This window comes from Rhizobium sp. BK251, from assembly GCF_004345245.1.
In the GTDB taxonomy this organism is placed as follows: domain Bacteria; phylum Pseudomonadota; class Alphaproteobacteria; order Rhizobiales; family Rhizobiaceae; genus Rhizobium.
In genome coordinates this window covers 245962-267373 of record NZ_SLUQ01000004.1, presented here as the reverse complement: position 1 = coordinate 267373, position 21412 = coordinate 245962, and the positions used below count along the sequence as shown (strand labels likewise).

Below are 21412 nucleotides of genomic sequence, written 5' to 3'. Positions count from 1 at the left end.
TCGGGACCTTCACGGAAACCTGATCGGCCTTCGCCCGTTATGTTCCGGGCGTACAAAGTGCGTGTCATGATGGCGCCGTCTTTCGGCGTCAAGCAGTCCGCCACAAAGGAGAATTAGATGAAAACGACCGATTCACGCCTTCAGGCTGGCTCGTTTGGCAGCTGGCAGATGACGCGTCGCGATCTTCTGGGTGGCCTTGCCGCCGCCGCTGTCGCGGCTGCGCTGCCTTTTCCCGCGCACGCTCAGGCCGGCTCGCAATCCTCCGGCACGGCGCAAGCGATCGCAGATCATTTCTCCGGCGTCACGACCATGCAGGGCGAGTTCGTCCAGTTCGGTCCTCGCGGCGAGCAGACGGGCGGCAGGTTCTTCATCGAGCGCCCGGGCAAGATGCGCTTCAACTACGAAGATCCGTCGCCGATGCGCGTTATCGCTGACGGCAGGAATGTGGCGATCGGCAACGTCAAGCTGAAGACCTGGGATCTGTATCCGCTGTCGAAGACGCCGCTCACGCTGCTGCTTGCCAACAAGATCGACCTTTCGGCGGGCATGGTGCGCGGGGTGAAGGAAGAACCGGATCTTACGACGATCGCGCTCGGCAACCGCACGATCTTCGGGACGTCACTGATCACCATGATGTTCGACCCGAAAACCTATGACCTGCGCCAGTGGACGATCACCGATAACCAGGGCAAGAATACTTCGGTCATGATCTTTAACGTCAAGACCGGTGTCAATTTCGACGAGAGCGTCTTCCGGATCCCCTACAGCGATATCCATAACGTCAACGGCCGAGATCGGTAGCCTGTCGGCGCCATCAACGTTGAAGGCGACGCCGTTATCGATGGCGTCGCCTTTTGCATCTCTGCCCTGTTGATCGCTGACAGCCTTGTTTCCTTTCCCTTCGTGGCGGGCTAAACCCGTGGCATTGAGCGCGAAAGGAATATTGCATGAGCTTTTCCATCACGACCTGGAACATCAATTCGGTCAGGCTGCGCATGGATCTCGTGGAGCAGTTCGTGCTGCGCCACCGGCCGGACATCCTCTGCCTGCAAGAAACCAAGGTCCCGAACGAGCTGTTCCCGGCTGCTCCCCTTCGCGCCATGGGTTTCGACCACATCATCATCCACGGCCAGAAGGGCTACCATGGTGTTGCGATCGCCTCGCGCATACCGCTCAGCGAGGACCACCGGCAGGACTATTGCGGCGTCGGCGATGCCCGTCACATCTCGGCCATCTTCGAGCGCGGCGGTCGCCGGATCCGGTTGCACAATTTCTACGTCCCGGCCGGCGGTGACGAGCCGGATCGCTCGATAAACCCGAAGTTCGGCCACAAGCTCGATTTCATCGACGAGATGAAGCAGTTGAAGGCCGAGGGCGAGCCGAACGTCTCGGCAATCCTCGTCGGCGACCTCAATATCGCGCCGCTGGAGCACGACGTATGGTCGCATAAGCAGCTCCTGAAGATCGTCAGCCATACGCCGGTCGAGACCGATGGTCTGACCGAGGTCATGAAGCGCGGCAAGTGGCTGGATCTCATGCGTCAGAAGGTGCCGGCGAGCGAGAAGCTTTATACCTGGTGGAGCTACCGGGCGAAGGATTGGGCCGCCGCCGATCGCGGCCGCCGGCTGGACCACATCTGGTCCTCCTCCGACCTTGGACCGCTCTTGCAGCGCATCGAGGTCCTGAAGGAGGCGCGCGGCTGGGAACGGCCGTCCGACCATGTGCCGGTAACGGCACACTTCAATCTTTGAGAGAGGTGCGTCCGGCTGCCCGCCAACGCTCAGGAAAAGCGGTGGAGAAGGGCAGCGGCCTGTTTTGCCATCGTGGCGAAGTTCTGCCGGATGCGGTCTTCGATCAGCCTTGCCGCGTCCGGATATTCCTCCAACAGCCGATGGAACAGTGAACGCGTGATGCGGATCACGTCGGAATCCTCGGTGGCGGTCGCCGTGAACTTGCGTTCGACCAAAGTTACCAGCGCAAGTTCCGAAAGCAGCGCACCGGCCTTTACCGCCGCCTCGCGGCGCGGTTTGCCGCCCTCGCCGATGACGGTCAGCTCGAAACCGCCGCTCACGACGACATAGGCGCACTCCGCCGGCGATTTTTCGCGGAACAGCATCTGCCCCGCCGCGATGTGGCGGCGATCCGCCCCGAAGGCGATCAGGCGCAACTCCTCGTCACCCATACCCCTGAAGAGGGGCAGTTGCGAAAGCACGCGGATGTCATCTGCCAGGGCCATTGCAGTTTTCTATCGTCAGGGGATGATCTTGTAGCCACCGTTTTCCGTTACCAGTATCTCGGCATTGGAAGGGTCGCGCTCGATTTTCTGCCGCAGTCGGTAGACATGCGTCTCAAGGGTGTGCGTCGTCACGCCCGAATTGTAGCCCCACACTTCCTCGAGCAATATATCGCGGGTCACCACCTTCTGATCGGCGCGATAGAGATAGCGGATGATTGCCGCTTCCTTCTCGGTGAGCCTGATCTTCTGGCCGTTATCCGTGGTCAACAGCTTCTGGCTCGGCTTGAAGAGATAGGGGCCGACCGTGAAGGTTGCGTCCTCGCTGTGCTCATGCTGGCGCAGCTGCACACGAATGCGGGCCAGCAGCACCGCGAAACGGAAGGGCTTGGTGACATAGTCGTTTGCCCCGGCCTCAAGCCCGAGCACCGTATCAGAATCGGTATCGTGGCCCGTCAGCATGATGATCGGCGCCTTGAAGCCGCCCTTGCGCAGGATCTTGACTGCTTCCCTGCCGTCCATGTCCGGCAGGCCAACATCCATGATCAGCAGATCGATAGCCGTCGAACGCGCGGTCTGAACACCCTTGCCGGCGGTTGCTTCCTGCAGAACAGTGAACTCCTCGTACAGAGACAATTGTTCGCTCAGCGTCTCGCGCAAATCGTCGTCGTCGTCCACCAGAAGAATTGTCCGTGCTGTCATGCGGCTCTGTTCCTTGCGGTTAGATCCCATACGTCCTACGCCAAAATCTGCCCTTGGCAAAGTTGGGTGACGAAGGGCATCCCTTGTCCTGCGATGCAAAATGCGGTGATCTGAGTTGAAATCACACACCAATCAAACACAAGTGAAAAATGGCTAAAGCAAGTTCATCATGCAAAACAGTGGCTTCGACCATTCTTGTTCGCCCGGCGCCGGGGGCCCGCAGCCGCGCACTGCTTCGTTTCGGAACGGTCACCGTGACCGCGGCGATCGGCCGTTCCGGCCGCAGCTCACGCAAGCGCGAGGGTGATGGCGCCACGCCGCTTGCCGCCATGAGGCTCATCCACGGCTATATTCGCGGCGATCGCCTGGCATCTCCCGCAACCCGGCTGCCTCTCAGGCGAATCGCCCGCGGCATGCTCTGGTGCGACGAGCCGAGAAACGCAAACTACAATCGACTGGTCAGGGCACCTTTCCGGCCCAGCCACGAGGACATGATGCGTCCGGATGGTCTGTACGACATCTGTGTCGTCATGGATTGGAATATCTCATCACGCCGTCGCAATGGCGGCTCCGCTATCTTCTTTCATGTCGCCAAGCCGGGCTTCGCGCCGACCGAGGGCTGCGTCGCGGTCAGCCTCAAGGACATGAAGCGGCTCGTCCGCTACATGCGAAAGGGCACCGTCGTCAGGGTCTTGTAGAATCCTGCCCTTTTCGCCTGATGTGATTTGCCGAGAGCGGCAGGGTGCCAAGCGCGGCGGATTGTCGTATAGTCCTGCGTGCAACCGTCCACCGTCCTGGTGGAGCCAGGAATCCCAAAATTCAATTTTATGCGGGTCTCCGCATAGGGCGGCTGCCGTCCATTTGGAGAAATATCATGACCAATCAGCCTTTGATCGCATTTCATGACGGACATAGCATTCCCCAAGTCGGTCTCGGCGTCTGGCAGACGCCTCCGGACATCGCGGCGCCGACCGTGCGTACGGCGCTTGCCGCCGGCTACCGCCACATCGACACGGCTTCCGGCTATGACAACGAGCAGGGGGTGGGCGAGGGTATCCGCGCCTCGGGCCTCGACCGCAAGGACGTCTTCGTAACCACCAAGCTGCGCAACAACGACCAGGGCTATGATTCGACGCTGCGGGCGTTCGAGGGCAGCCTGAAGAAGCTTGGCACCGACTATGTCGACCTCTACCTCATCCACTGGCCGTCGCCGCATCGCGGCCTCTACGAGGAAACCTGGAAGGCTTTCGTCCGCATCCGCGAGGAGGGTCGTGCGCGCTCCATCGGCGTTTCAAACTTCTATCCGATCCATCTGGAACGCATCATCGGCGAGACCGGCGTTGTGCCTGTTCTCAACCAGATCGAGCTGCATCCCGACTTCCAGCAGAAGGCGGCGCGGGAAGCTCACGCCAAGCTGAACATCGTCACCGAATCGTGGAGCCCGCTCGGCCAGGGCCGGTTCCTATCCAACCCGGTCATCGGCGAGATCGCCAGGAAGCACGGCAAGACGCCGGCCCAGGTCATCATCCGCTGGCACATGGACAGCGGCCTTGTCGTCATTCCGAAGTCGGTGACGCCGTCGCGCATCGAGGAGAACTTCAAGGTGTTCGACTTCAAGTTGGATGCCAACGACATGGCGGCGATTGCGCCGCTCGACAACTCCGCTGGCCGCATCGGGTCGGATCCGATGACGGCAACGTTCTAAGCAAGGAAAGGGCGGCTTGGCCGCCCTTTTTCATTCCCTCGTCTTTCAGGAGATCGTGTCCGGTGTCACGAAGCGCTCCAGATGGCCGGTCCCCGCGACAATCTCTTCCCAGCTATCGCCTTCAAAATCGATCACGACGAGACCGCAGGTCGGGAATTTCTCCAGAAGGCGCTGGCGCACCTCGGCATCGCCTCGGCCGAGCAACTGCACGGCGAGCGCCGGAATGCCGGGATTGTGGCCGACAAGCATGAGCGCCCGCACTTCCGGAGGGACGGCGCGGATGATCTTGAAGAGGTGGTTGGGCGAGGCCGCATAGAGTTCGGATACATCGCGCTTGGCCATGTCCGGCCCAAGGGCGGCGCCGAGCAGGCTCCAGGTCTCCTCGGTGCGGAGCGCCGTCGAAACGAGGGTGAGGTCCGGCAGAAGATTCTCGCGCCTCATATAAGCGCCCATCTGTGGCGCCGCCTCGCGTCCGCGCTCGGCAAGCGGCCGGTCGCGGTCGGCGGCGCTTCCCGGCCTTGCGGCCTTGGCATGACGCAGCAGCATCAGGCGTCTTTCATGCGCGGAATGACCAGCTCCCGGATTGTCGACCATCTTCAACACCCATGCGCGACCAAACAGGCAATCCTGCAGCCGTCATTGTGCCACCGAACGGGCAAGCTGTCTTTATTTTAGCGTGGGAGGGAGTCAGTAGGTCGCCGCACAGGCGGTGGGCCGCCTCCCTGGGTCGGGAGGCGGCGAAGCGAGCGTTACTTCCACTCGCGGATATCGACGAAGTGGCCGGCAACTGCCGCGGCGGCAGCCATGGCCGGCGAAACGAGATGCGTGCGGCCCTTGAAGCCCTGGCGACCTTCGAAATTACGGTTCGAGGTCGAAGCGCAGCGCTCGCCCGGCTTCAGGCGGTCGTCGTTCATGGCGAGGCACATCGAGCAGCCCGGCTCGCGCCAGTCAAAGCCGGCCTCCTTGAAGATCTTGTCGAGCCCTTCGGCTTCTGCCTGCTCCTTGACGAGGCCGGAGCCCGGCACGATCATCGCGTCGACGGTCGAGGCGACCTTGCGCCCCTCCACGACCTTGGCAACCTCGCGCAGATCCTCGATGCGACCGTTGGTACAGGAGCCGATGAAGACGCGATCGAGCTTGATGTCGGTCATCTTCGTGCCCGGCTTCAGACCCATATAGTCGAGCGCGCGCCATTTGGAGGTACGCTTCGTCTCGTCATGGATATCGTCAGGATTGGGAACGATGCCCTGGACCGAGACCACGTCTTCCGGCGAGGAACCCCAGGAGACGATGGGCGGAAGGTTGGCGGCATCAAGCGTGACGATGCGGTCGAAGTGGGCGCCTTCGTCCGTGTGCAGCGTCTTCCAGTATTCCACCGCCATGTCCCAGGCCGCACCCTTCGGCGCGCGCGGCTTGTCCTTCACATAGGCGAAGGTCGTCTCGTCGGGGGCGATCAGGCCGGCGCGGGCGCCGCCTTCGATCGACATGTTGCAGATCGTCATGCGACCTTCCATCGACAGCGCGCGGATCGCTTCGCCGGCATATTCGATGACGTAGCCGGTACCGCCGGCCGTGCCGATCTCGCCGATGATGGCAAGGATGATATCCTTGGCGGTGACATGCGGCGGCAGCTTGCCGTCGACGCGCACCAGCATGTTCTTCGCCTTCTTCTGGATCAGCGTCTGGGTGGCCAGAACATGCTCCACTTCCGACGTTCCGATACCGTGGGCGAGCGCGCCGAAAGCGCCGTGCGTCGAGGTGTGGCTGTCACCGCAAACGATCGTCATCCCCGGCAGGGTGAAGCCCTGTTCGGGGCCGACGATGTGGACGATGCCCTGGCGGATGTCGTTCTCCGAGTAGTATTCGACACCGAAATCGGCCGCGTTCTTTGCGAGCGCCTCGACCTGGATCCGGCTTTCCTCGTTCTTGATGCCGTTCTTGCGATCCGGCGAGGTCGGCACGTTGTGGTCGACGACGGCAAGCGTCTTTTCCGGATGGCGAACCTTGCGGCCGGTCATGCGCAGGCCCTCGAATGCCTGCGGCGAGGTCACCTCATGGACGAGGTGGCGGTCGATGTAGAGAAGACAGGTGCCGTCGTCCTGTGCGTCGACGAGGTGGTCGTCCCAGATCTTGTCGTAAAGGGTACGGGGTGCGCTCATGGCTGCAAATCCATATTGATGCTTGTGGAGTCAGGAAAATGGCGGTTGGCTCCGCCGGCCGTCATTCGATCAACGAAGTCGGCTGCTGAGCGCACCAGTGACGCTCGAAAAAAAGCGCGCAGGCAGGCGGTAATGGTCCTGCAATACGAAGATATGCGCGCCGATGCATTTGAACTTGGATTCCATGGCTCTGCATATAGCGATTTTTCACCGCAACGGCAATTCGAATCATCGGGCCTATCGCTCGTGAACCCTGCGCATTCGCGCCTCCACCTGCCTGAGCATCAGGGAGAGCCCGATCGTCAGGATCAGATAGATGTAGGTCACGATCGAATAGGTCTCGAAGAAGCGGAAGGAGCCCGAGGCGTAGACCTTGCCCATCTGCGTGATGTCGGCAACGCCGAGGACGGAGACGAGGGAACTGTCCTTCACCATCGAGACGAAATCGTTGGAGAGCGGCGGGAATATCACCCGGATCGCCTGCGGGAAGATCACAAGGCGAAAACGCTGGTAGCGTGACAGGCCAAGCGCCTTGGCCGCCTCGATCTGGCCCGCGTCGACGGATTGGATGCCGGCGCGGAAGATTTCTGCGATAAAGGAAGAATAGCCGATCATCAGCGCGATGATGGCCCGCCACATGAGCGAGACGTCGCGCACGAGCACGGGCTCCGTCAACCCTGCCTTGACGAGTGGCGTCGTCAGGAAATTGTAGGCTGCCACGAGGCCCGGCGCGCCGACGAAGGCGATGTAGAAGAGCAGCACGAGGATGGGGATGCCGCGGATCATCTCGATGTAGAAGCGCGCGATCTGGCGCAGCACCAGACTGTCGGAGAGCCCGAGGAGGGCGATGCAGAGGCCGAGCGCCGTTGCCAGTGCAAAGGCGACGACCGTTACGAAGACGGTTACCCAGGCGCCGGTGACGACAGTGCGGAAAACCTGGGCATAGATATCGTTGGTGACGATGACGATGGCGAGCGCCACACCGATCAAGGCAAGGGCGACCAGCCACCAGGGATAGTCGCCCTTTGTTTGTCCGCCCGGAGAGGGCTGCAGTGCCATTACAGGCTACTCGGAAAGCGGCTCATTCGCCCATCTTGTAGTCAAGGAACCACTTCTTGTTCAGGGTGTCCAAGGTTCCGTCGGCCTTCAGTGCGGCAATCGCTGCATTGACGGGTGCAACGAGATCGGATCCCTTCGTGAAGATGAAGCCGAAATCCTCGGTGCCGAGCGGCCCGCCGACAAGCTTGAGCGCGCCGTTCGAGGCATCGACATAGCCCTTGCCGGCAGTGCCGTCAGTCAGCACGACATCGACATCGCCGGTCTTCAGCGCCTGCACGGTTGCGCCGAAGGTCTCGAAGAGCTTGATGCGCGGGTTCTGCTCGTTGCCGTCGAGAACCTCATAGACGGCGGTGTAGAAGGGCGTGGTACCCGGCTGGGCACCAACCAGCCCGTCCTTCAGGCCGGCAAAGGACTTCGCGTCGGTGAAGCGGCTCTCGTCGCCGCGCACGAGCATGAACTGCTGCGACCGCATGTAGGGATCGGAGAAGTCGACCTTCTCCTTGCGGTCGTCCTTGATGGTGATGCCGGTCATGCCGATGTTGTACTGGCCGTCGGAGACCGCTTGGATCATCGCGTCCCAGCTCGTGTTCTGGTACTCGACCTTGAAGTTCAGCCGCTTCGCGATCTCGTTCATCGCGTCATATTCCCAGCCGATCGCCTGGCCCGACTTCGGGTCCACGAACTGCAGTGGCGGGTATGCGTTCTCGGTCACGACGACGACCGTCTTGCCGCCGAGATCAGGAAGGTCGGCCGCAAAGGCGGTCAGCGGGGCGAGGACGAGGGCGGTCAATCCTGCAAGGACGGAGCGGCGGAACGGCATTCTAATGTCTCCCGAAAAAATGATCGCAGGAAAGTGTCATAGTTGCAAAGCCGATGGCAAGACCGTTCGCCCCGCGCCAGCCGGAAAAAGCCGCAAAGATGCCCCAAAATCGGCATCGTTGAAGAAAAGTCCTTCCAAAGGCATTCGAGGGACCCGAGGTCTTCAAGGTGCGGTCGAAAGTCGCAGCCCTCGTTCGCCAGTCCTGCACAGTTTCGCCACAACACACGCCTAGTATAAACTCTCGGTTGCAGGAGGAAAGTCCATACCGGGGACGGTTTGTGTTGAATCAATAGTACGAGATGATTGGCACTCTTACGCCCGATGACATCTTGTACAGCCTGCATCGGAGTTAATATTTACAATGTCTAATTTATAACAAGTAGAGAAATGCCAGATTTTCGGCATTCGCTCACCGGGCCGCGGGGGGCTACGCCGCGCAGCCGGCCTGCTTTGCGGGCGGCCGCATTGATCAAGCTCTATCTTCCCCCGAAAGACATTCATGTTTTCGAAGCTTCTCGACCTGTTCCGTGCGAACAAGGCTGCGCATCGCGCAATCATCGTGCCCTTTCCCGCGCTAGAGGACGTTGCGTCCGTGTCGGCGCCGCCGCCGGGTGAAATCGTGGCTTTCTTCACGCCGAATTCCTTCTACGAGCAGGAGGCGGCGCGCATGGCGGCCTCGGCCTTCCGGCTCGGTCTCAGCGTAGCGACGACCGCGGTCAGTAGCGCGGGAAGCTGGGTGCGGAACGCTGCCCTGAAGCCGACCTTCCTGCTGAAAGAGCGGCAGGCCAAACGAGGTCGGTTGCTGTATGTCGATGTCGACGCCGTCTTTCATCGCAATCCCTGGCCGGCGTTGGCGTCCTATGATTGCGACATTGCCGTCTATCGCGAGAACGGAAGGCTGATATCGGCGACAATACTCTTCAACGACACGCCGGCAGCCCTGCGGCTCCTCGAGGCGTGGAAAGCGGAATGCGACCGTGATCCCGATATCTGGGACCAAGTGGTGCTGCAGCGCATTCTCGACGAGGATCAGGCGAAAGCCGAGCCGCAGTTCCGCGTGGTCGCCCTGCCGGCCTCGTTTTGCTGGATCTTTGACCGGATCGGCAACGCAAAGCCCGATGCCATCTATGTCGAGCAGCTTCAGGCCAGCCGTCAGGCGAAGGTCGAGAAACGCTTCGGCTTCGAACGCTCGAAGCTCAGACGGCGCAGGCGCCGCATTGCCGACATCGAGCGGATACTCTCCGAGAGCGACAGCCGCTCGGCATCTTCAGCCAGCAGATAGCAGTTCGGCTGCGGCGCCGTCGCCATGACAGCGCTGCCCGGAAACGAAAATCGCCGGGACAAGTCCCGGCGATAAACAGTTTGGAAAGCTGTGCTGCGTCCGAAGGCGCCGGCCAATTATTCTGCGGCCGGCTCTGCAGCGGCTGCCGCTGCAGCTTCGGCTGCTGCCTTGGCTTCCGCGGCCTCGGCTGCTGCCTTTTCGGCTGCGAGTGCCTGAGCTGCTGCGACCTTTTCAGCCTCGAGACGTGCCTTCTCATCGGCAACAGCCTGACGCTCGGCGTCGTTGAGCTTGCGGGCGCGCGTGCCAGTGTTCTCGACGATACGGGCGGACTTGCCGCGACGGTCGCGCAGATAGTAGAGCTTGGCGCGACGGACCTTACCGCGACGAACGACTTCGACGCTTTCGATCATCGGGGAGTAGATCGGGAATACGCGCTCGACGCCTTCGCCGTAGGAAATCTTGCGGACCGTGAAGTTTTCCTGCAGACCGCCGCCGGAGCGGGCAATGCAGACGCCTTCATAGGCCTGGACGCGGGTACGGTTGCCTTCCGTGACCTTCACGTTGACGCGGACGGTGTCGCCCGGGGAGAATTCGGGAAGCGTGCGCTTGGCTTCGATCTTCGCGGCCTGTTCGGCCTCGAGCTGCTGAATGATGTTCATCGTCTTAACCTTTTGGTTCTTCTGAAACAGCCAGAGCGCTCGACACTTATCCTTCGGCCATTGCCTCCGGATTTTGCCCTTGCGGGCGGGAGCGGATTCGCCATTCTTTGTTTGCTGGCAGACGGGGCATGCCCCATTTCCGGGTGGGCCAATACACGAAACGGCCGGCCTTGTCATCCCTTGGGAGACATTTTTGTGAAGGCGAAGTGTCGATTTCGCCGCGTCTGGTGCGATTATCAGCCTTTCCTGATCGTCGCAGCCTTTGCAAGAAGGTCCGGCCGGCGTTCCTTGGTCAAGCTCAGCGCCTCGTCGCGCCGCCAGCGATCGATGGCGCCGTGGTTTCCCGAGGTGAGGACGGCCGGTATCTCGCGGCCTTCCCATTCCTGCGGTCTCGTGTACTGCGGGTGTTCGAGAAGTCCGCCCTCGAAGCTTTCATGCACCCCCGAAAGGTCGTTGCCCATGACGCCCGGCAGGATGCGGACGATGGCATCCAGCAGGACAAGTGCTGCCGGCTCGCCGCCGGAGAGGATGTAGTCTCCGATCGAGACTTCCTCCAGCGCTCGCGCCTCTATCACCCGCTGGTCGATGCCCTCGAAGCGGCCGCAGACGATGGTGACGCCGTCGCCCGACGCAAGTTCGCGCACGCGCTCCTGCGTCAGGGGCCGCCCGCGTGGGCTCATCAGCAGACGGGGCCGAGCGTCGTCGCCGGACGCGTGATCGATGGCACGGCCTAGCACGTCCGGCTTCAGCACCATGCCGGCTCCACCGCCGGCCGGCGTGTCGTCCACCGTGCGGTGGCGATCGGTTGCGAAGTCACGAATCTGCACGGTGTCGAGCGTCCAGTCTCCGCGTGCGAGAGCCTTGCCGGCGAGCGACAGGCCGAGATGCCCCGGAAACATCTCGGGATAGAGTGTCAGGATCGTCGCCCGGAAGCTCATGGCCGGCTCATTTCTTGCCGCGGCGCGGCGGCTTCGGGCCCTTGAGCTTGGCAACTTCCTCTTGGTCGTCGACCAGGCCGGCCGCAACGGGATCGATAAGGATCTTGCCGTTCTCGAGATCGATTTCGATCACGGCCGTCTCGGAGAAGGGGATCAATACCGGCCGTTTGCCCGGCCCCTTGAGCTCGAGGAGATCACCTGCTCCGAAATCGTAGATGCCGCTGACGATGCCATAGCCGGTGCCGTTCGCGTCCACGGCCTCTAGACCTTCCAGATCGGCATAAAAGAATTCGTCGTCTTCCAGTTCCTGATCAGGCAGATTGTCGCGCTCGATATAGAGGTCGAGGCCATTCAGCGCCTCGGCGGCGTTGCGGTCATTGATACCGCGGAAGCGCACGATGGCGACGTTCTTCGCTTCGCGGATCTCCAAAATCTCGAAACTGCGCCCGTCGAGACTATGAAGATTGCCGTAGTCGCCGAGCGCGGTCGGGTCTGAAGTGTAGGTCTTGGCACGCACTTCGCCGCGCAAGCCCTGCGCGCCGCCAATGGTTGCCATCAAAACCGGATTTTCGAGCTTGGCCATGAGTTCGCCGTCGTCGGGTTCAAACGAAGATCAACCCCTCATAGGAGATGTTTCGACAATTGGAAATGAAAAACGGGCGGCATGTCGACATGCCGCCCGTCCAATCGGTGAAATGCTGCGAATTATTCCGCGGAGGCAGCTGCAGCGGCGTCAGCGACCTTCTGGGCCTTTTCGGCAGCGCGCTCCTGGGCCTTCTTGCCCGGCTTTGCCTTTTCCGGGTTGCTGCGGGCTTCGCGCTTGGCAAGGCCGGCCTCGTTCAGGAAGCGCAGGACGCGGTCGGTCGGCTGTGCACCCTGGTCGAGCCAGTGCTTGATCCGGTCGGCGTTGAGTTCGACGCGCTTTGCGTCTTCCTTGCCGAGCATCGGGTTCCAGGCGCCGAGCTTTTCCAGGAAGCGGCCGTCGCGCGGGCTGCGAGCGTCGGCAACGACAACATGGTAGTACGGGCGCTTCTTGGAGCCACCGCGGGCGAGACGAATTTTCAGTGCCATTTCTTTACTCCTTAGGCTTTTCTTGACCGCTTCTTTTCGCGGTATGGTTCATTTTGCCGCGGCGTGATCCGCTGCGATCTGCTCATGGTGCCGGATGACTTCCTTGATGACGAAGTTCAGAAACTTCTCGGCGAAATCCGGATCCAGATTGGCGTCCTTCGCCAAGTGGCGAAGACGGTCGATCTGGTATTCCTCCCGCGCCGGATCGGCCGGCGGCAGGTTGTACTTTGCCTTCAACACGCCGACTTCCTTGGTGCAGCGGAAGCGCTCGGCGAGCATGTGGATGAGGGCTGCGTCGATGTTGTCGATCGACTGACGGTAGCCAGCAAGCTGGCTTTTCACATCGGTATCATTGGTGGCCACGGGGGGTCCTTTCACTTCTTCTTCGGCAATCCGGGCAGACCCGGAAAGCCACCGCCCAGACCTGGAAGCTTCGGTCCCCCCAGACCTGGCAACCCGCCTGGCATTCCGCCACTCAGGCCGGACAGCCCGCCCGGCTTGAGGCCCGAGGCTTCTGCTTGCTTCTGCAGCGCCTCAAGCTGTTTAGGGTCGATCTTCGAAAGATCGGGCATGCCGCCCATGCCGCCCATGCCACCAAGACCCATCTTGCCCGCAAGGCCGCCCATCATCTGTTTCATCATGCCGCCCTTGCCCTTGCCGCCCATCATTTTCATCATGTCCGCCATCTGGCGGTGCATCTTGAGCAGCTTGTTGATGTCGGCGGCGTCCGTGCCGGAGCCGGCAGCGATGCGCTTCTTGCGGGAATGCTTCAGTATGTCGGGGTTGGTACGCTCGGCCTTGGTCATCGAGGAGATGATCGCGATCTGGCGACCGAACAGCTTGTCATTGAGGCCGGCGGCCGACATCTTGTCCTTCATGCCGGCCATGCCGGGCATCATGCCCATGATGCCGCCCATGCCGCCCATTTTCTGCATCTGGCGAAGCTGGTCGGCGAGATCGTCGAGGTCGAACTTGCCCTTGGCCATCTTCTCGGCCATGGCGCGCGCCTTCTCGGCGTCGATATTCTCGGCCGCCCTCTCGACGAGCGAAACGATGTCGCCCATGCCGAGGATGCGGTCGGCGATGCGGCGGGGATGGAATTCCTCCAGCTCGCCCATCTTTTCGCCGACGCCGATGAGCTTGATCGGCTTGCCGGTAACGGCGCGCATCGAAAGGGCCGCGCCGCCGCGACCGTCGCCGTCCATGCGGGTCAGAATCAGGCCGGTGATGCCGACGCGCTCGTCGAAATTGCGGGCCAGGTTGACGGCGTCCTGACCGGTCAGGCTATCCGCCACCAGCAGGATTTCATGCGGGTTCGACTTCTTCTTGATGTCGGCCATCTCGACCATCAAGGGCTCGTCGATATGCGTGCGGCCGGCGGTATCGAGGATGACGACGTCGTGGCCGCCGAGCTTGGCCGCCTGGACTGCGCGGGCAGCGATATCTGTCGGGGACTGGCCGGGAATGATCGGAAGAGTATCGATATTGGTCTGGACGCCGAGCTGGCGAAGCTGCTCCTGCGCGGCCGGGCGGCGCGTATCGAGCGACGCCATCAGCACCTTTTTCTTCTCGCGCTCGGTAAGCCGCTTGGCGATCTTTGCCGTCGTCGTCGTCTTGCCCGAACCCTGCAGGCCGACCATCATGATGACGACCGGAGCCGCCGCATGCAGGTCGACGCCCACGCCTTCGCCACCGAGCATCTCGATCAGCTCGTCATGGACGATCTTGACGACCATCTGGCCGGGCTTGATCGACTTCAGGATCTCGGCGCCGACGGCCTTCTCGCGCACGCGGTCGGTAAAGGAGCGGACGACCTCAAGCGAGACGTCGGCCTCGAGAAGCGCACGGCGAACCTCCCGCAGCGCCGCGGAAACATCGTTTTCCGAAAGCGCGCCACGCCCTGTCAGTCCATTCAGGATGGATCCAAGACGGTCCTGGAGGTTTTCAAACATTGGCTCTTCCTTGGTAACGTTTCGGGCTTTTGCGATAGCCGAAACGTCGTGCTTTTCCTTGACGAAAACAAGACGCAAAGCCAAAAAGCACCCGAGGGCGCATCGCGCTGTCGGGTGTTGACCTCCGGGATCTCTTTATACCTTGGCGGGTCCCGGTCGGTGGCTCGGAGGCTGTCGCTCGTCGCAGATCGCCGCGATAAACAGGAAAGCGTGGTCAAAGTCAAGCGATGAGCGGCAAATTGCCTCTTGCCTGCCCGGGGGAGGGGCTTCAGCCCCCGTTCGTGCCGGCTCCATGTGCATTGACGATGGCGTCAGCCTCCTTGCCGTAGAGCTCTTCGAAGTGGTCGAAGGTCTTGGTGAAGTAGCCTATGCCCTGCGTGGCCGAGCGAAGCGAGCGGGCCAGCTCTTCCAGCGCACTGCCGGGAACAAGCGCCCGGAAGATATCCCATCCCTTGGCGCCCTCGTCGCGGTCGAAGCCGAGCACCTGGCCCTTCAACGAGGAGACGATGGCGACCAGGCCGCCCGAATAGACGGAGGGAATGTGGATCTCGACGCGGACCACCGGCTGCATCAATACGGCCGAGGCCTGCGACAGCGCCTGGCGGACGCCCATCTTCGCCGCTGCGCGGAAGGCGAAATCCGAGCTGTCGACGGAATGATACTGTCCGTCAGTCAGCGTCACCTCGACATCGATGACCTGAAAGCCGAGCGGGCCCTTTTCCATCGCCTCGCGAGCGCCCGCTTCCACTGCCGGAATGTAGTTGCGGGGGACCGTGCCGCCCTTGACGGTCTCACCAAAGGTGAAGCCTTCGCCGCGGGTATTCGGCCGCACGCTGAGCTGCACGTCGGCGAACTGCCCGGCACCGCCCGTCTGCTTGCGATGGCGGTAGTGAACATTGGAAGGCTTCGAGATCGTCTCACGGTAGACGGGGCTCGGCGAACGCTCCGCAACCTCGACGTGGAATACTTCCGAAAGGGTCCTGCGCACGTCGCGCAGGTGCACCGGTCCCTGGGCGCAAATCAAGGGGGCGCCGGTTCCCTCCTCCTGCATCACGCGCAGCCCGCGATCGGTCTCGACGAGCTTCGCCAGGGTCGCCGAGAGCTTGGTCTCGTCACGTTCGCTGCCCGCGACCAGGATACGCTCGAGCATCGGTGTCGGCGGCGCCGTCCATTCGGGCGGCGGCAGCACCTGGTTGGGCGTCAACAGGGCCGGCGTAGGCAGGTGGTCCGATTTTACTGCGGCGAAGACATAGCCTTCGCCCGGCGATCCGCCGGCAACGGGCTTGCCGGTCGTCGCCTCCTGCACCGAGCCGAGCCCGCCGCCGGCCAGAACGGAACCCTGTTTCAGGCCGTTGCCCAGCGCGCGAACGAGAACGGTCTTGCCGATGTTCGCGCGGTGATAGGCCTGGAAACTCACGGCCGAAAGCGTGCCCTCGCTCACGCCCGCTGCCTCGGCAAGCCGCTTTCGCAGCGCCGTGACGGGGGGTGCCTCATGGCGCAACGCCTTCATCAGCCGCAACATGCCGTTGCTATGGCTGGCCGAGCCGAACAGCACGGGAACAATCCTGTTTTCCCTGAGAACGCGCGAGGAGATCGAATAGAGCGCGTCGCTTGCCGGTTCGCGGTCCTCAATGAGCTCCTCCAGCAGCCAGTCGTCGAACTCGGACAGATGCTCCAGAAGCTCGGTCCTCGCTTCCTGTTCGCGCTCGGTAGCGCTCGCGGGAAGCTCTATCAGCGACGAGGGCTGGCCCTCGCGGTAACGCCAGGCGCGCTCCGAAATAAGATCGCAGCTGCCGACGACCTTGTCCCCCTCCCTGATGGGCACCTGCCGAAGCACCAGCGCGTGGTTGCAATAGGATTGAAGCGAGGCAATGACATCGCGCAGGCGGCCGCGCGGCTCGTCCATCCGGTTGACGAAGAGGATGCAGGGTGTTCCCGAGGCCTCGATCGCGCGCAGATAAGGGGCGGCGAGTACGGCCTCCTCGGGTACTGGGGACACGCAGAGTATGCAGGCGTCGCTTGCCAGGAGGGCATCCTGAGCATAGGCGATCGCTTCGTTGGTGCCGGGCGTATCCAGCGCGCACCAGCTTTCATCCATGAATTCGAATTCGGTAAGACCTGATCCCGGTGGTGAGACTGACTTCGCTGGCCGACCCTCGAGCGCTGCCAATTTGGCGACGAGTGTCGATTTTCCCGTTTGCGACGGTCCAAGCACGGCAAAGCAGCGCATCGGCAATCCTCCCATAGCCATAAGCACGCATCCGAACCTCCAGAATGCCCCGAACTGGCAAGAAGCGCTAGACACTTGCAGGTTTTCTTGATTGCGGGTGGTCGGCAAAGGCGCTTTCGGCCGGCCCTGATGGCGGTACTGGTAATTCCCGCGGCTTTCCGCCATATACTGGCCAAGAGACATGGAATGGCCAAATGAGCAGCAGTACGGTTGAATTCGCGAAGATGAATGGACTTGGCAACAAGATCCTTGTCGTCGACATGCGTGGCCGCACCGACAAGGTGACGCCAGCAGCTGCAATCGCGCTCAATGCCGATGGCGAGACCCAATTCGACCAGATCATGGCGATCCATGATCCGAAGGCCCATGGCACCGATGCCTTTATCGATATTCTCAATTCCGATGGCTCCAAGGCGCAGGCTTGCGGCAACGGCACGCGCTGCGTCGTCCAGGCGCTCTCGGCCGAGACCGGCAAGAAGGTGTTCACCTTCCAGACCGTCGCGGGCATCCTGAATGCCGTCGAGCACGAGGACGGCACGATCTCCGTCGACATGGGCAAGCCCATCTTCGAATGGGACAGGATCCCGCTCGCCGAGGAATTTTACGACACAAGTCGTATCGAGCTTCAGATCGGGCCGATCGACAATCCGGTGCTCCATTCGCCTTCGGCCATGTCGATGGGCAACCCGCACGCAGTCTTCTGGGTCAACAAGGATGTGATGTCCTATGATCTCGTCCGCTTCGGCCCGCTGCTCGAAAACCATCCGATGTTTCCGGAGCGCGCGAACATCACGCTGGCCGAAGTCACCTCGGATTCCTCGCTGCGCACCCGCACCTGGGAGCGCGGTGCCGGCTTGACGCTCGCCTGCGGCTCGGCCGCCTGTGCCGCTGCCGTCAGCGCTGCCCGTACCGGCCGCACCGGCCGCACGGTCAAGATCGACGTCGCCTCCAGCCCGGTTCGCCAGCCGCTCATCATCGAGTGGCGCGACGACGACCATGTCGTGATGACCGGCCCGGCCGAATGGGAATGGTCCGGCACGGTCGACCCTACGACCGGTTCCTGGTCGCGCGATGCCGAACAGGGAGCCGAGACGCGGTGAGCGGCGTCGAGGTCATCACCTTCGGCTGTCGCCTCAACACCTATGAATCCGAAGTGATGAGGGCGCAGGCGGAAAAGGCCGGGCTCAACAATGCCATCCTGGTCAATACCTGTGCCGTGACGGGCGAAGCCGTGCGCCAGGCCCGTCAGGCGATCCGCCGGGCGCGACGCGAAAATCCCCATGCCCGCATCATCGTCACCGGCTGTGCGGCGCAGACCGAAAAGCAGACCTTCGCTGAAATGGCCGAGGTCGATGCCGTTCTCGGCAATGAGGAGAAGCTGAAGAGCGCCTCCTATCGCGGACTGCCGGATTTCGGCGTTTCGGCGGAAGAGAAGCTGCGCGTCAACGACATCATGAGCGTCCGGGCAACGGCCCCGCAGATGGTGAAGCACATAGATGGCCATGTCCGCGCCTTCATCCAGGTCCAGAACGGCTGTGACCACCGCTGCACCTTCTGCATCATCCCCTACGGCCGCGGCAATTCGCGCTCGGTGCCGATGGGCGCCGTCGTCGAGCAGGCCCGCAGTCTCGTCGAGGGTGGGTACCGCGAGATTGTCCTTACGGGTGTCGATGCCACCAGCTACGGCGCGGATCTTCCCGGTCAGCCGAGCCTCGGCTTTCTCGCCAAGACCCTATTGAAGCAGGTTCCCGAGATACGCCGCCTGCGGCTCTCCTCGATCGACAGCATCGAGGCGGACCGGCATCTTCTCGACCTCATTGCCGACGAGCCGCGTTTCATGCCGCATCTGCATCTCTCGCTGCAGCATGGCGACGACATGATCCTGAAGCGGATGAAGCGGCGGCATCTGCGTGCCGACGCGCTTGCCTTCGTCGAGGAGGTGCGCCGTCTTCGACCGGAAACGAGCCTGGGCGCGGATATGATCGCCGGCTTTCCGACGGAGACCGAGGAGATGTTCGCCAATGCCGCCAGCCTGGCGGAGGAAGCGCGCATCGCGCATCTCCACGTCTTCCCCTACAGTCCGCGTCCCGGCACGCCGGCAGCGCGCATGCCGCAGCTCGACCGCGCGCTCGTCAAGGAACGCGCCGCACGGCTCCGGGAAACGGGGCAGCGGCTGCACCAGGCTCATCTCGACGGCATGGTGGGCAGCAGGCAATCGCTGCTTGTGGAGAACAACGGTCTCGCCCACACGGAAAATTTCACGCTTGTTGCCGCACCCGGCCTGAGGCCGCGCGATCTTGTGCCGGTTACGATCACCGGCCACAATGGCAGGCATCTCAACATGCAATCGATGGCCGCCGACGCGGCCTGACTTTCACGGAAACCCCATGGCGCTCAGTTTCATCAAAAAGGTCTTCACCTTCGGCAGGGAAAAGCCGGTGGAGCAGCAGCCCGTGGCCCCGGGAGAGATCTCGCCTGACGTGACCGACGCGCCGCCTGCCGCCGAGAAAACCTTCGAGCAGGCGATCGAGGCTGAGCTGGAGCCGCGTTCGCGGCATGAGGACCTGCCCGTCGCCGAAGACCCGGTGCTGACGCAGGAGATGGAGACGGCAGGCGGGCCGGCCGCCGATCTGGCGGAAGAGGATGCCGATGAAGACGACGTTTCGGTCAGTCTTCCCGTCGCTGAGCAGACGAGCGAGATCGGGCTGATACCGCTTTCGCTGCTTGAGGCCGAAGCTGCTGCCGAGACCGCCGAAGACGAACCCGTGGCCGTTGACGACGACGACCGAGGCGGGGCCGAATTGCACGATGCACCGGCGCCCGAGGCATCGTTCGAGCCGCCGGTCGAAAACGCCAGCGAGACCGCAGACGCGGACGAGGTGCCAGTCGCCGAGCCCGTGCTGCCCAAGGGCTTTGCGACCGGTCCCGCCGCCGTCGAGCCGGAAGCGCCGAAGCAGAAGCTCTCCTGGTTCCAGCGGCTGCGTGCAGGTCTTGCCCGCACGTCGTCGCAGCTGACAGGCCAGATCGCCGCGCTCTTCACGAAACGCAAGCTAGACGACCAGACGCTGCAGGATCTCGAGGACCTGTTGATCCAGGCCGATCTCGGCGTCGAGACCGCCATGCGCGTTACCGACACGCTGGCCTCCGAGCGCTACGGCAAGGATGTGACCGGCGAGGACGTGAGCCGCATCATGGCGTCCGAAATCGCCAAGGTGCTGAAACCGGTCGCAAAACCGCTGCAGCTTGATCTCTCCCACAAGCCGCATGTCATCCTCGTCGTCGGCGTCAACGGCACCGGCAAGACGACGACGATCGGCAAGCTCGCCGCCAAGCTCTCGGGCGCCGGCCTGAAGGTGATGGTCGCTGCCGGCGACACGTTCCGTGCTGCGGCGATCGAACAGTTGAAGATCTGGGCCGACCGGACGAAGTCGGAGTTCATCGGCACCAAGCTCGGTGCCGATGCCGCCGGCCTTGCCTATGATGCCTTCCAGCAGGCGCGGGAGCGGAAGAGCGACGTACTGATCATCGATACCGCTGGACGCCTGCAGAACAAGGCCGAACTGATGGCCGAACTCGAAAAGATCGTGCGCGTCCTCGGCAAGCTCGATCCCGATGCGCCGCATACGGTGCTGCAGACGCTTGACGCCACCACCGGCCAGAATGCGCTCAACCAGGTCGAGATTTTCCGCAATGTCGCAGGCGTGAACGGGCTCATCATGACCAAGCTCGACGGCACGGCACGCGGTGGTATCCTTGTGGCCATTTCCGCCAAGCACAAGCTGCCGGTCTATTTTATTGGTGTCGGTGAAGGGGTCGACGATCTGGAGCCCTTCGAGGCGGAAGACTTCGCCCAGGCGATCGCCGGCCTCGGCTAGCGCCGGTCACAGATATGCCATCGAATTCCTTCATTCGCGACAACGAAAGCAACAGGTTCTTCCATTCATGACCACCGGCCAGACCGATATCACCCCGACTGCTGCCGACAGGCACCACCCCATGCTCAAGCTCGCGCTCGAGCTCGGGCCGCTGCTCGTTTTCTTCTTCGGCAATCTGCGCGGGCCGTGGCTCGTCCAGGAGTTTCCGGCGCTTGCCGAGCTCGGCGGCCCGCTTTTCGTGGCCACTGCCCTGTTCATGGCCGCAACAGTGATCTCGCTGGTCGTCTCCAAGATCGTGCTCGGGCATCTGCCGATCATGCCCTTCGTATCGGGCATTGTCGTCGTGATCTTCGGGTCTCTGTCGATCTATCTGCAGAACGAGACCTTCATCAAGATGAAGCCGACCATTGTCAACGCGCTGTTCGGTTTCGCGCTCCTCGGGGGCCTCGCCTTCGGCAAGTCGCTGCTCGGCTACGTCTTCAACGCCGCCTTCCAGCTCGACGAGGCCGGTTGGCGCAAGCTCACCATCCGCTGGGGCATCTTCTTCCTCTTCCTGGCGGTGCTGAACGAGGTCATCTGGCGCAACTTCTCCGATGATTTCTGGGTTGCCTTCAAGGTCTGGGGCACCATGCCGATCACGATCATCTTCACGCTGGCGCAGATGCCGCTGATCATGAAGCATTCGGTGACGCCGATCACCGCGGATGCCGAAAAGTGACGACAGCGT

General features: G+C 62.3%; 22 protein-coding genes. 9 read left to right on the top strand and 13 right to left on the bottom strand.

Annotation, left to right across the window (positions count from 1 at the left end; all coding sequences use genetic code 11):
* The first annotated feature begins 117 nt into the window (after nt 1–117).
* Nucleotides 118–801 (top strand): outer membrane lipoprotein carrier protein LolA, encoded by a 684-nt coding sequence (locus tag EV286_RS11340; RefSeq protein WP_245500682.1) that lies wholly within the window; start codon nt 118–120, stop codon nt 799–801.
* Nucleotides 802–947: 146 nt separating this feature from the next.
* Entirely contained in the window at nt 948–1751 is an 804-nt protein-coding gene (locus EV286_RS11335; protein ID WP_132957143.1) for an exodeoxyribonuclease III, read from the top strand.
* 29 nt (nt 1752–1780) lie between these two features.
* Here EV286_RS11335 and EV286_RS11330 read toward each other — a convergent pair whose 3' ends face one another.
* Both EV286_RS11330 and EV286_RS11325 read right to left on the bottom strand, forming a co-directional pair.
* The gene (locus tag EV286_RS11330; RefSeq protein ID WP_132957142.1) at nt 1781–2236 is read right to left on the bottom strand and encodes a cyclic nucleotide-binding domain-containing protein; all 456 of its coding nucleotides are present in this window, start codon (nt 2234–2236) and stop codon (nt 1781–1783) included.
* 15 nt (nt 2237–2251) lie between these two features.
* Nucleotides 2252–2935 (bottom strand): response regulator transcription factor, encoded by a 684-nt coding sequence (locus EV286_RS11325; RefSeq protein ID WP_132957141.1) that lies wholly within the window; start codon nt 2933–2935, stop codon nt 2252–2254.
* A gap of 179 nt (nt 2936–3114) precedes the next feature.
* On the opposite strand from EV286_RS11325, the gene EV286_RS11320 reads away from it, so the two are divergent.
* Both EV286_RS11320 and EV286_RS11315 read left to right on the top strand, forming a co-directional pair.
* Complete coding sequence (locus EV286_RS11320) at nt 3115–3633, top strand: L,D-transpeptidase family protein (protein ID WP_245500681.1); 519 nt, start codon at nt 3115–3117, stop codon at nt 3631–3633.
* Nucleotides 3634–3809: 176 nt separating this feature from the next.
* Entirely contained in the window at nt 3810–4640 is an 831-nt protein-coding gene (locus tag EV286_RS11315) for an aldo/keto reductase (RefSeq protein ID WP_132957139.1), read from the top strand.
* Nucleotides 4641–4685: 45 nt separating this feature from the next.
* On the opposite strand, the gene EV286_RS11310 is transcribed toward EV286_RS11315, so the two are convergent.
* From EV286_RS11310 to EV286_RS11290, 4 genes are all read right to left on the bottom strand, one after another.
* Entirely contained in the window at nt 4686–5234 is a 549-nt protein-coding gene (locus EV286_RS11310) for a histidine phosphatase family protein (RefSeq protein WP_132957138.1), read from the bottom strand.
* A 155-nt stretch (nt 5235–5389) separates the two neighbouring features.
* On the bottom strand, nt 5390–6799 hold the full coding sequence (gene leuC, locus EV286_RS11305) for a 3-isopropylmalate dehydratase large subunit (protein ID WP_132957137.1): 1410 nt from the start codon (nt 6797–6799) through the stop codon (nt 5390–5392).
* A 237-nt stretch (nt 6800–7036) separates the two neighbouring features.
* On the bottom strand, nt 7037–7858 hold the full coding sequence (locus EV286_RS11295) for an amino acid ABC transporter permease (RefSeq protein WP_132957135.1): 822 nt from the start codon (nt 7856–7858) through the stop codon (nt 7037–7039).
* A 22-nt stretch (nt 7859–7880) separates the two neighbouring features.
* Complete coding sequence (locus tag EV286_RS11290; protein WP_132957134.1) at nt 7881–8678, bottom strand: basic amino acid ABC transporter substrate-binding protein; 798 nt, start codon at nt 8676–8678, stop codon at nt 7881–7883.
* A 499-nt stretch (nt 8679–9177) separates the two neighbouring features.
* Here EV286_RS11290 and EV286_RS11285 point away from each other — a divergent pair, with 499 nt between their 5' ends.
* The gene (locus tag EV286_RS11285; RefSeq protein ID WP_132957133.1) at nt 9178–9960 is read left to right on the top strand and encodes a putative nucleotide-diphospho-sugar transferase; all 783 of its coding nucleotides are present in this window, start codon (nt 9178–9180) and stop codon (nt 9958–9960) included.
* A gap of 116 nt (nt 9961–10076) precedes the next feature.
* Here the strand turns inward: EV286_RS11285 and rplS are convergent, their stop codons facing one another.
* The 7 genes from rplS to EV286_RS11245 form a co-directional block, all read right to left on the bottom strand.
* The gene (gene rplS, locus EV286_RS11280; RefSeq protein WP_132957132.1) at nt 10077–10619 is read right to left on the bottom strand and encodes a 50S ribosomal protein L19; all 543 of its coding nucleotides are present in this window, start codon (nt 10617–10619) and stop codon (nt 10077–10079) included.
* Between the two features lie 236 nt (nt 10620–10855).
* Complete coding sequence (gene trmD / locus EV286_RS11275; RefSeq protein ID WP_132957131.1) at nt 10856–11557, bottom strand: tRNA (guanosine(37)-N1)-methyltransferase TrmD; 702 nt, start codon at nt 11555–11557, stop codon at nt 10856–10858.
* 7 nt (nt 11558–11564) lie between these two features.
* The gene (rimM, locus tag EV286_RS11270) at nt 11565–12140 is read right to left on the bottom strand and encodes a ribosome maturation factor RimM (RefSeq protein ID WP_132957130.1); all 576 of its coding nucleotides are present in this window, start codon (nt 12138–12140) and stop codon (nt 11565–11567) included.
* A 122-nt stretch (nt 12141–12262) separates the two neighbouring features.
* On the bottom strand, nt 12263–12628 hold the full coding sequence (gene rpsP / locus EV286_RS11265; protein ID WP_132957129.1) for a 30S ribosomal protein S16: 366 nt from the start codon (nt 12626–12628) through the stop codon (nt 12263–12265).
* 48 nt (nt 12629–12676) lie between these two features.
* Nucleotides 12677–12991 (bottom strand): chorismate mutase, encoded by a 315-nt coding sequence (locus tag EV286_RS11260; RefSeq protein ID WP_132957128.1) that lies wholly within the window; start codon nt 12989–12991, stop codon nt 12677–12679.
* 11 nt (nt 12992–13002) lie between these two features.
* Nucleotides 13003–14580 (bottom strand): signal recognition particle protein, encoded by a 1578-nt coding sequence (gene ffh / locus EV286_RS11255; RefSeq protein WP_132957127.1) that lies wholly within the window; start codon nt 14578–14580, stop codon nt 13003–13005.
* A 268-nt stretch (nt 14581–14848) separates the two neighbouring features.
* On the bottom strand, nt 14849–16810 hold the full coding sequence (locus EV286_RS11245; protein ID WP_132957126.1) for an elongation factor G: 1962 nt from the start codon (nt 16808–16810) through the stop codon (nt 14849–14851).
* Between the two features lie 194 nt (nt 16811–17004).
* On the opposite strand from EV286_RS11245, the gene dapF reads away from it, so the two are divergent.
* The 4 genes from dapF to EV286_RS11225 all read left to right on the top strand — a co-directional run bounded on the left by dapF (nt 17005) and on the right by EV286_RS11225 (nt 21403).
* Nucleotides 17005–17910 (top strand): diaminopimelate epimerase, encoded by a 906-nt coding sequence (dapF, locus tag EV286_RS11240; protein ID WP_132957125.1) that lies wholly within the window; start codon nt 17005–17007, stop codon nt 17908–17910.
* On the top strand, nt 17907–19181 hold the full coding sequence (gene mtaB / locus EV286_RS11235; protein WP_132957124.1) for a tRNA (N(6)-L-threonylcarbamoyladenosine(37)-C(2))-methylthiotransferase MtaB: 1275 nt from the start codon (nt 17907–17909) through the stop codon (nt 19179–19181). The genes dapF and mtaB overlap by 4 nt, the downstream gene beginning before the upstream one ends.
* Nucleotides 19182–19197: 16 nt before the next feature.
* Entirely contained in the window at nt 19198–20685 is a 1488-nt protein-coding gene (ftsY, locus tag EV286_RS11230; protein WP_132957123.1) for a signal recognition particle-docking protein FtsY, read from the top strand.
* Between the two features lie 67 nt (nt 20686–20752).
* Complete coding sequence (locus EV286_RS11225; RefSeq protein ID WP_132957122.1) at nt 20753–21403, top strand: septation protein A; 651 nt, start codon at nt 20753–20755, stop codon at nt 21401–21403.
* The last annotated feature ends 9 nt before the right edge of the window (nt 21404–21412 follow it).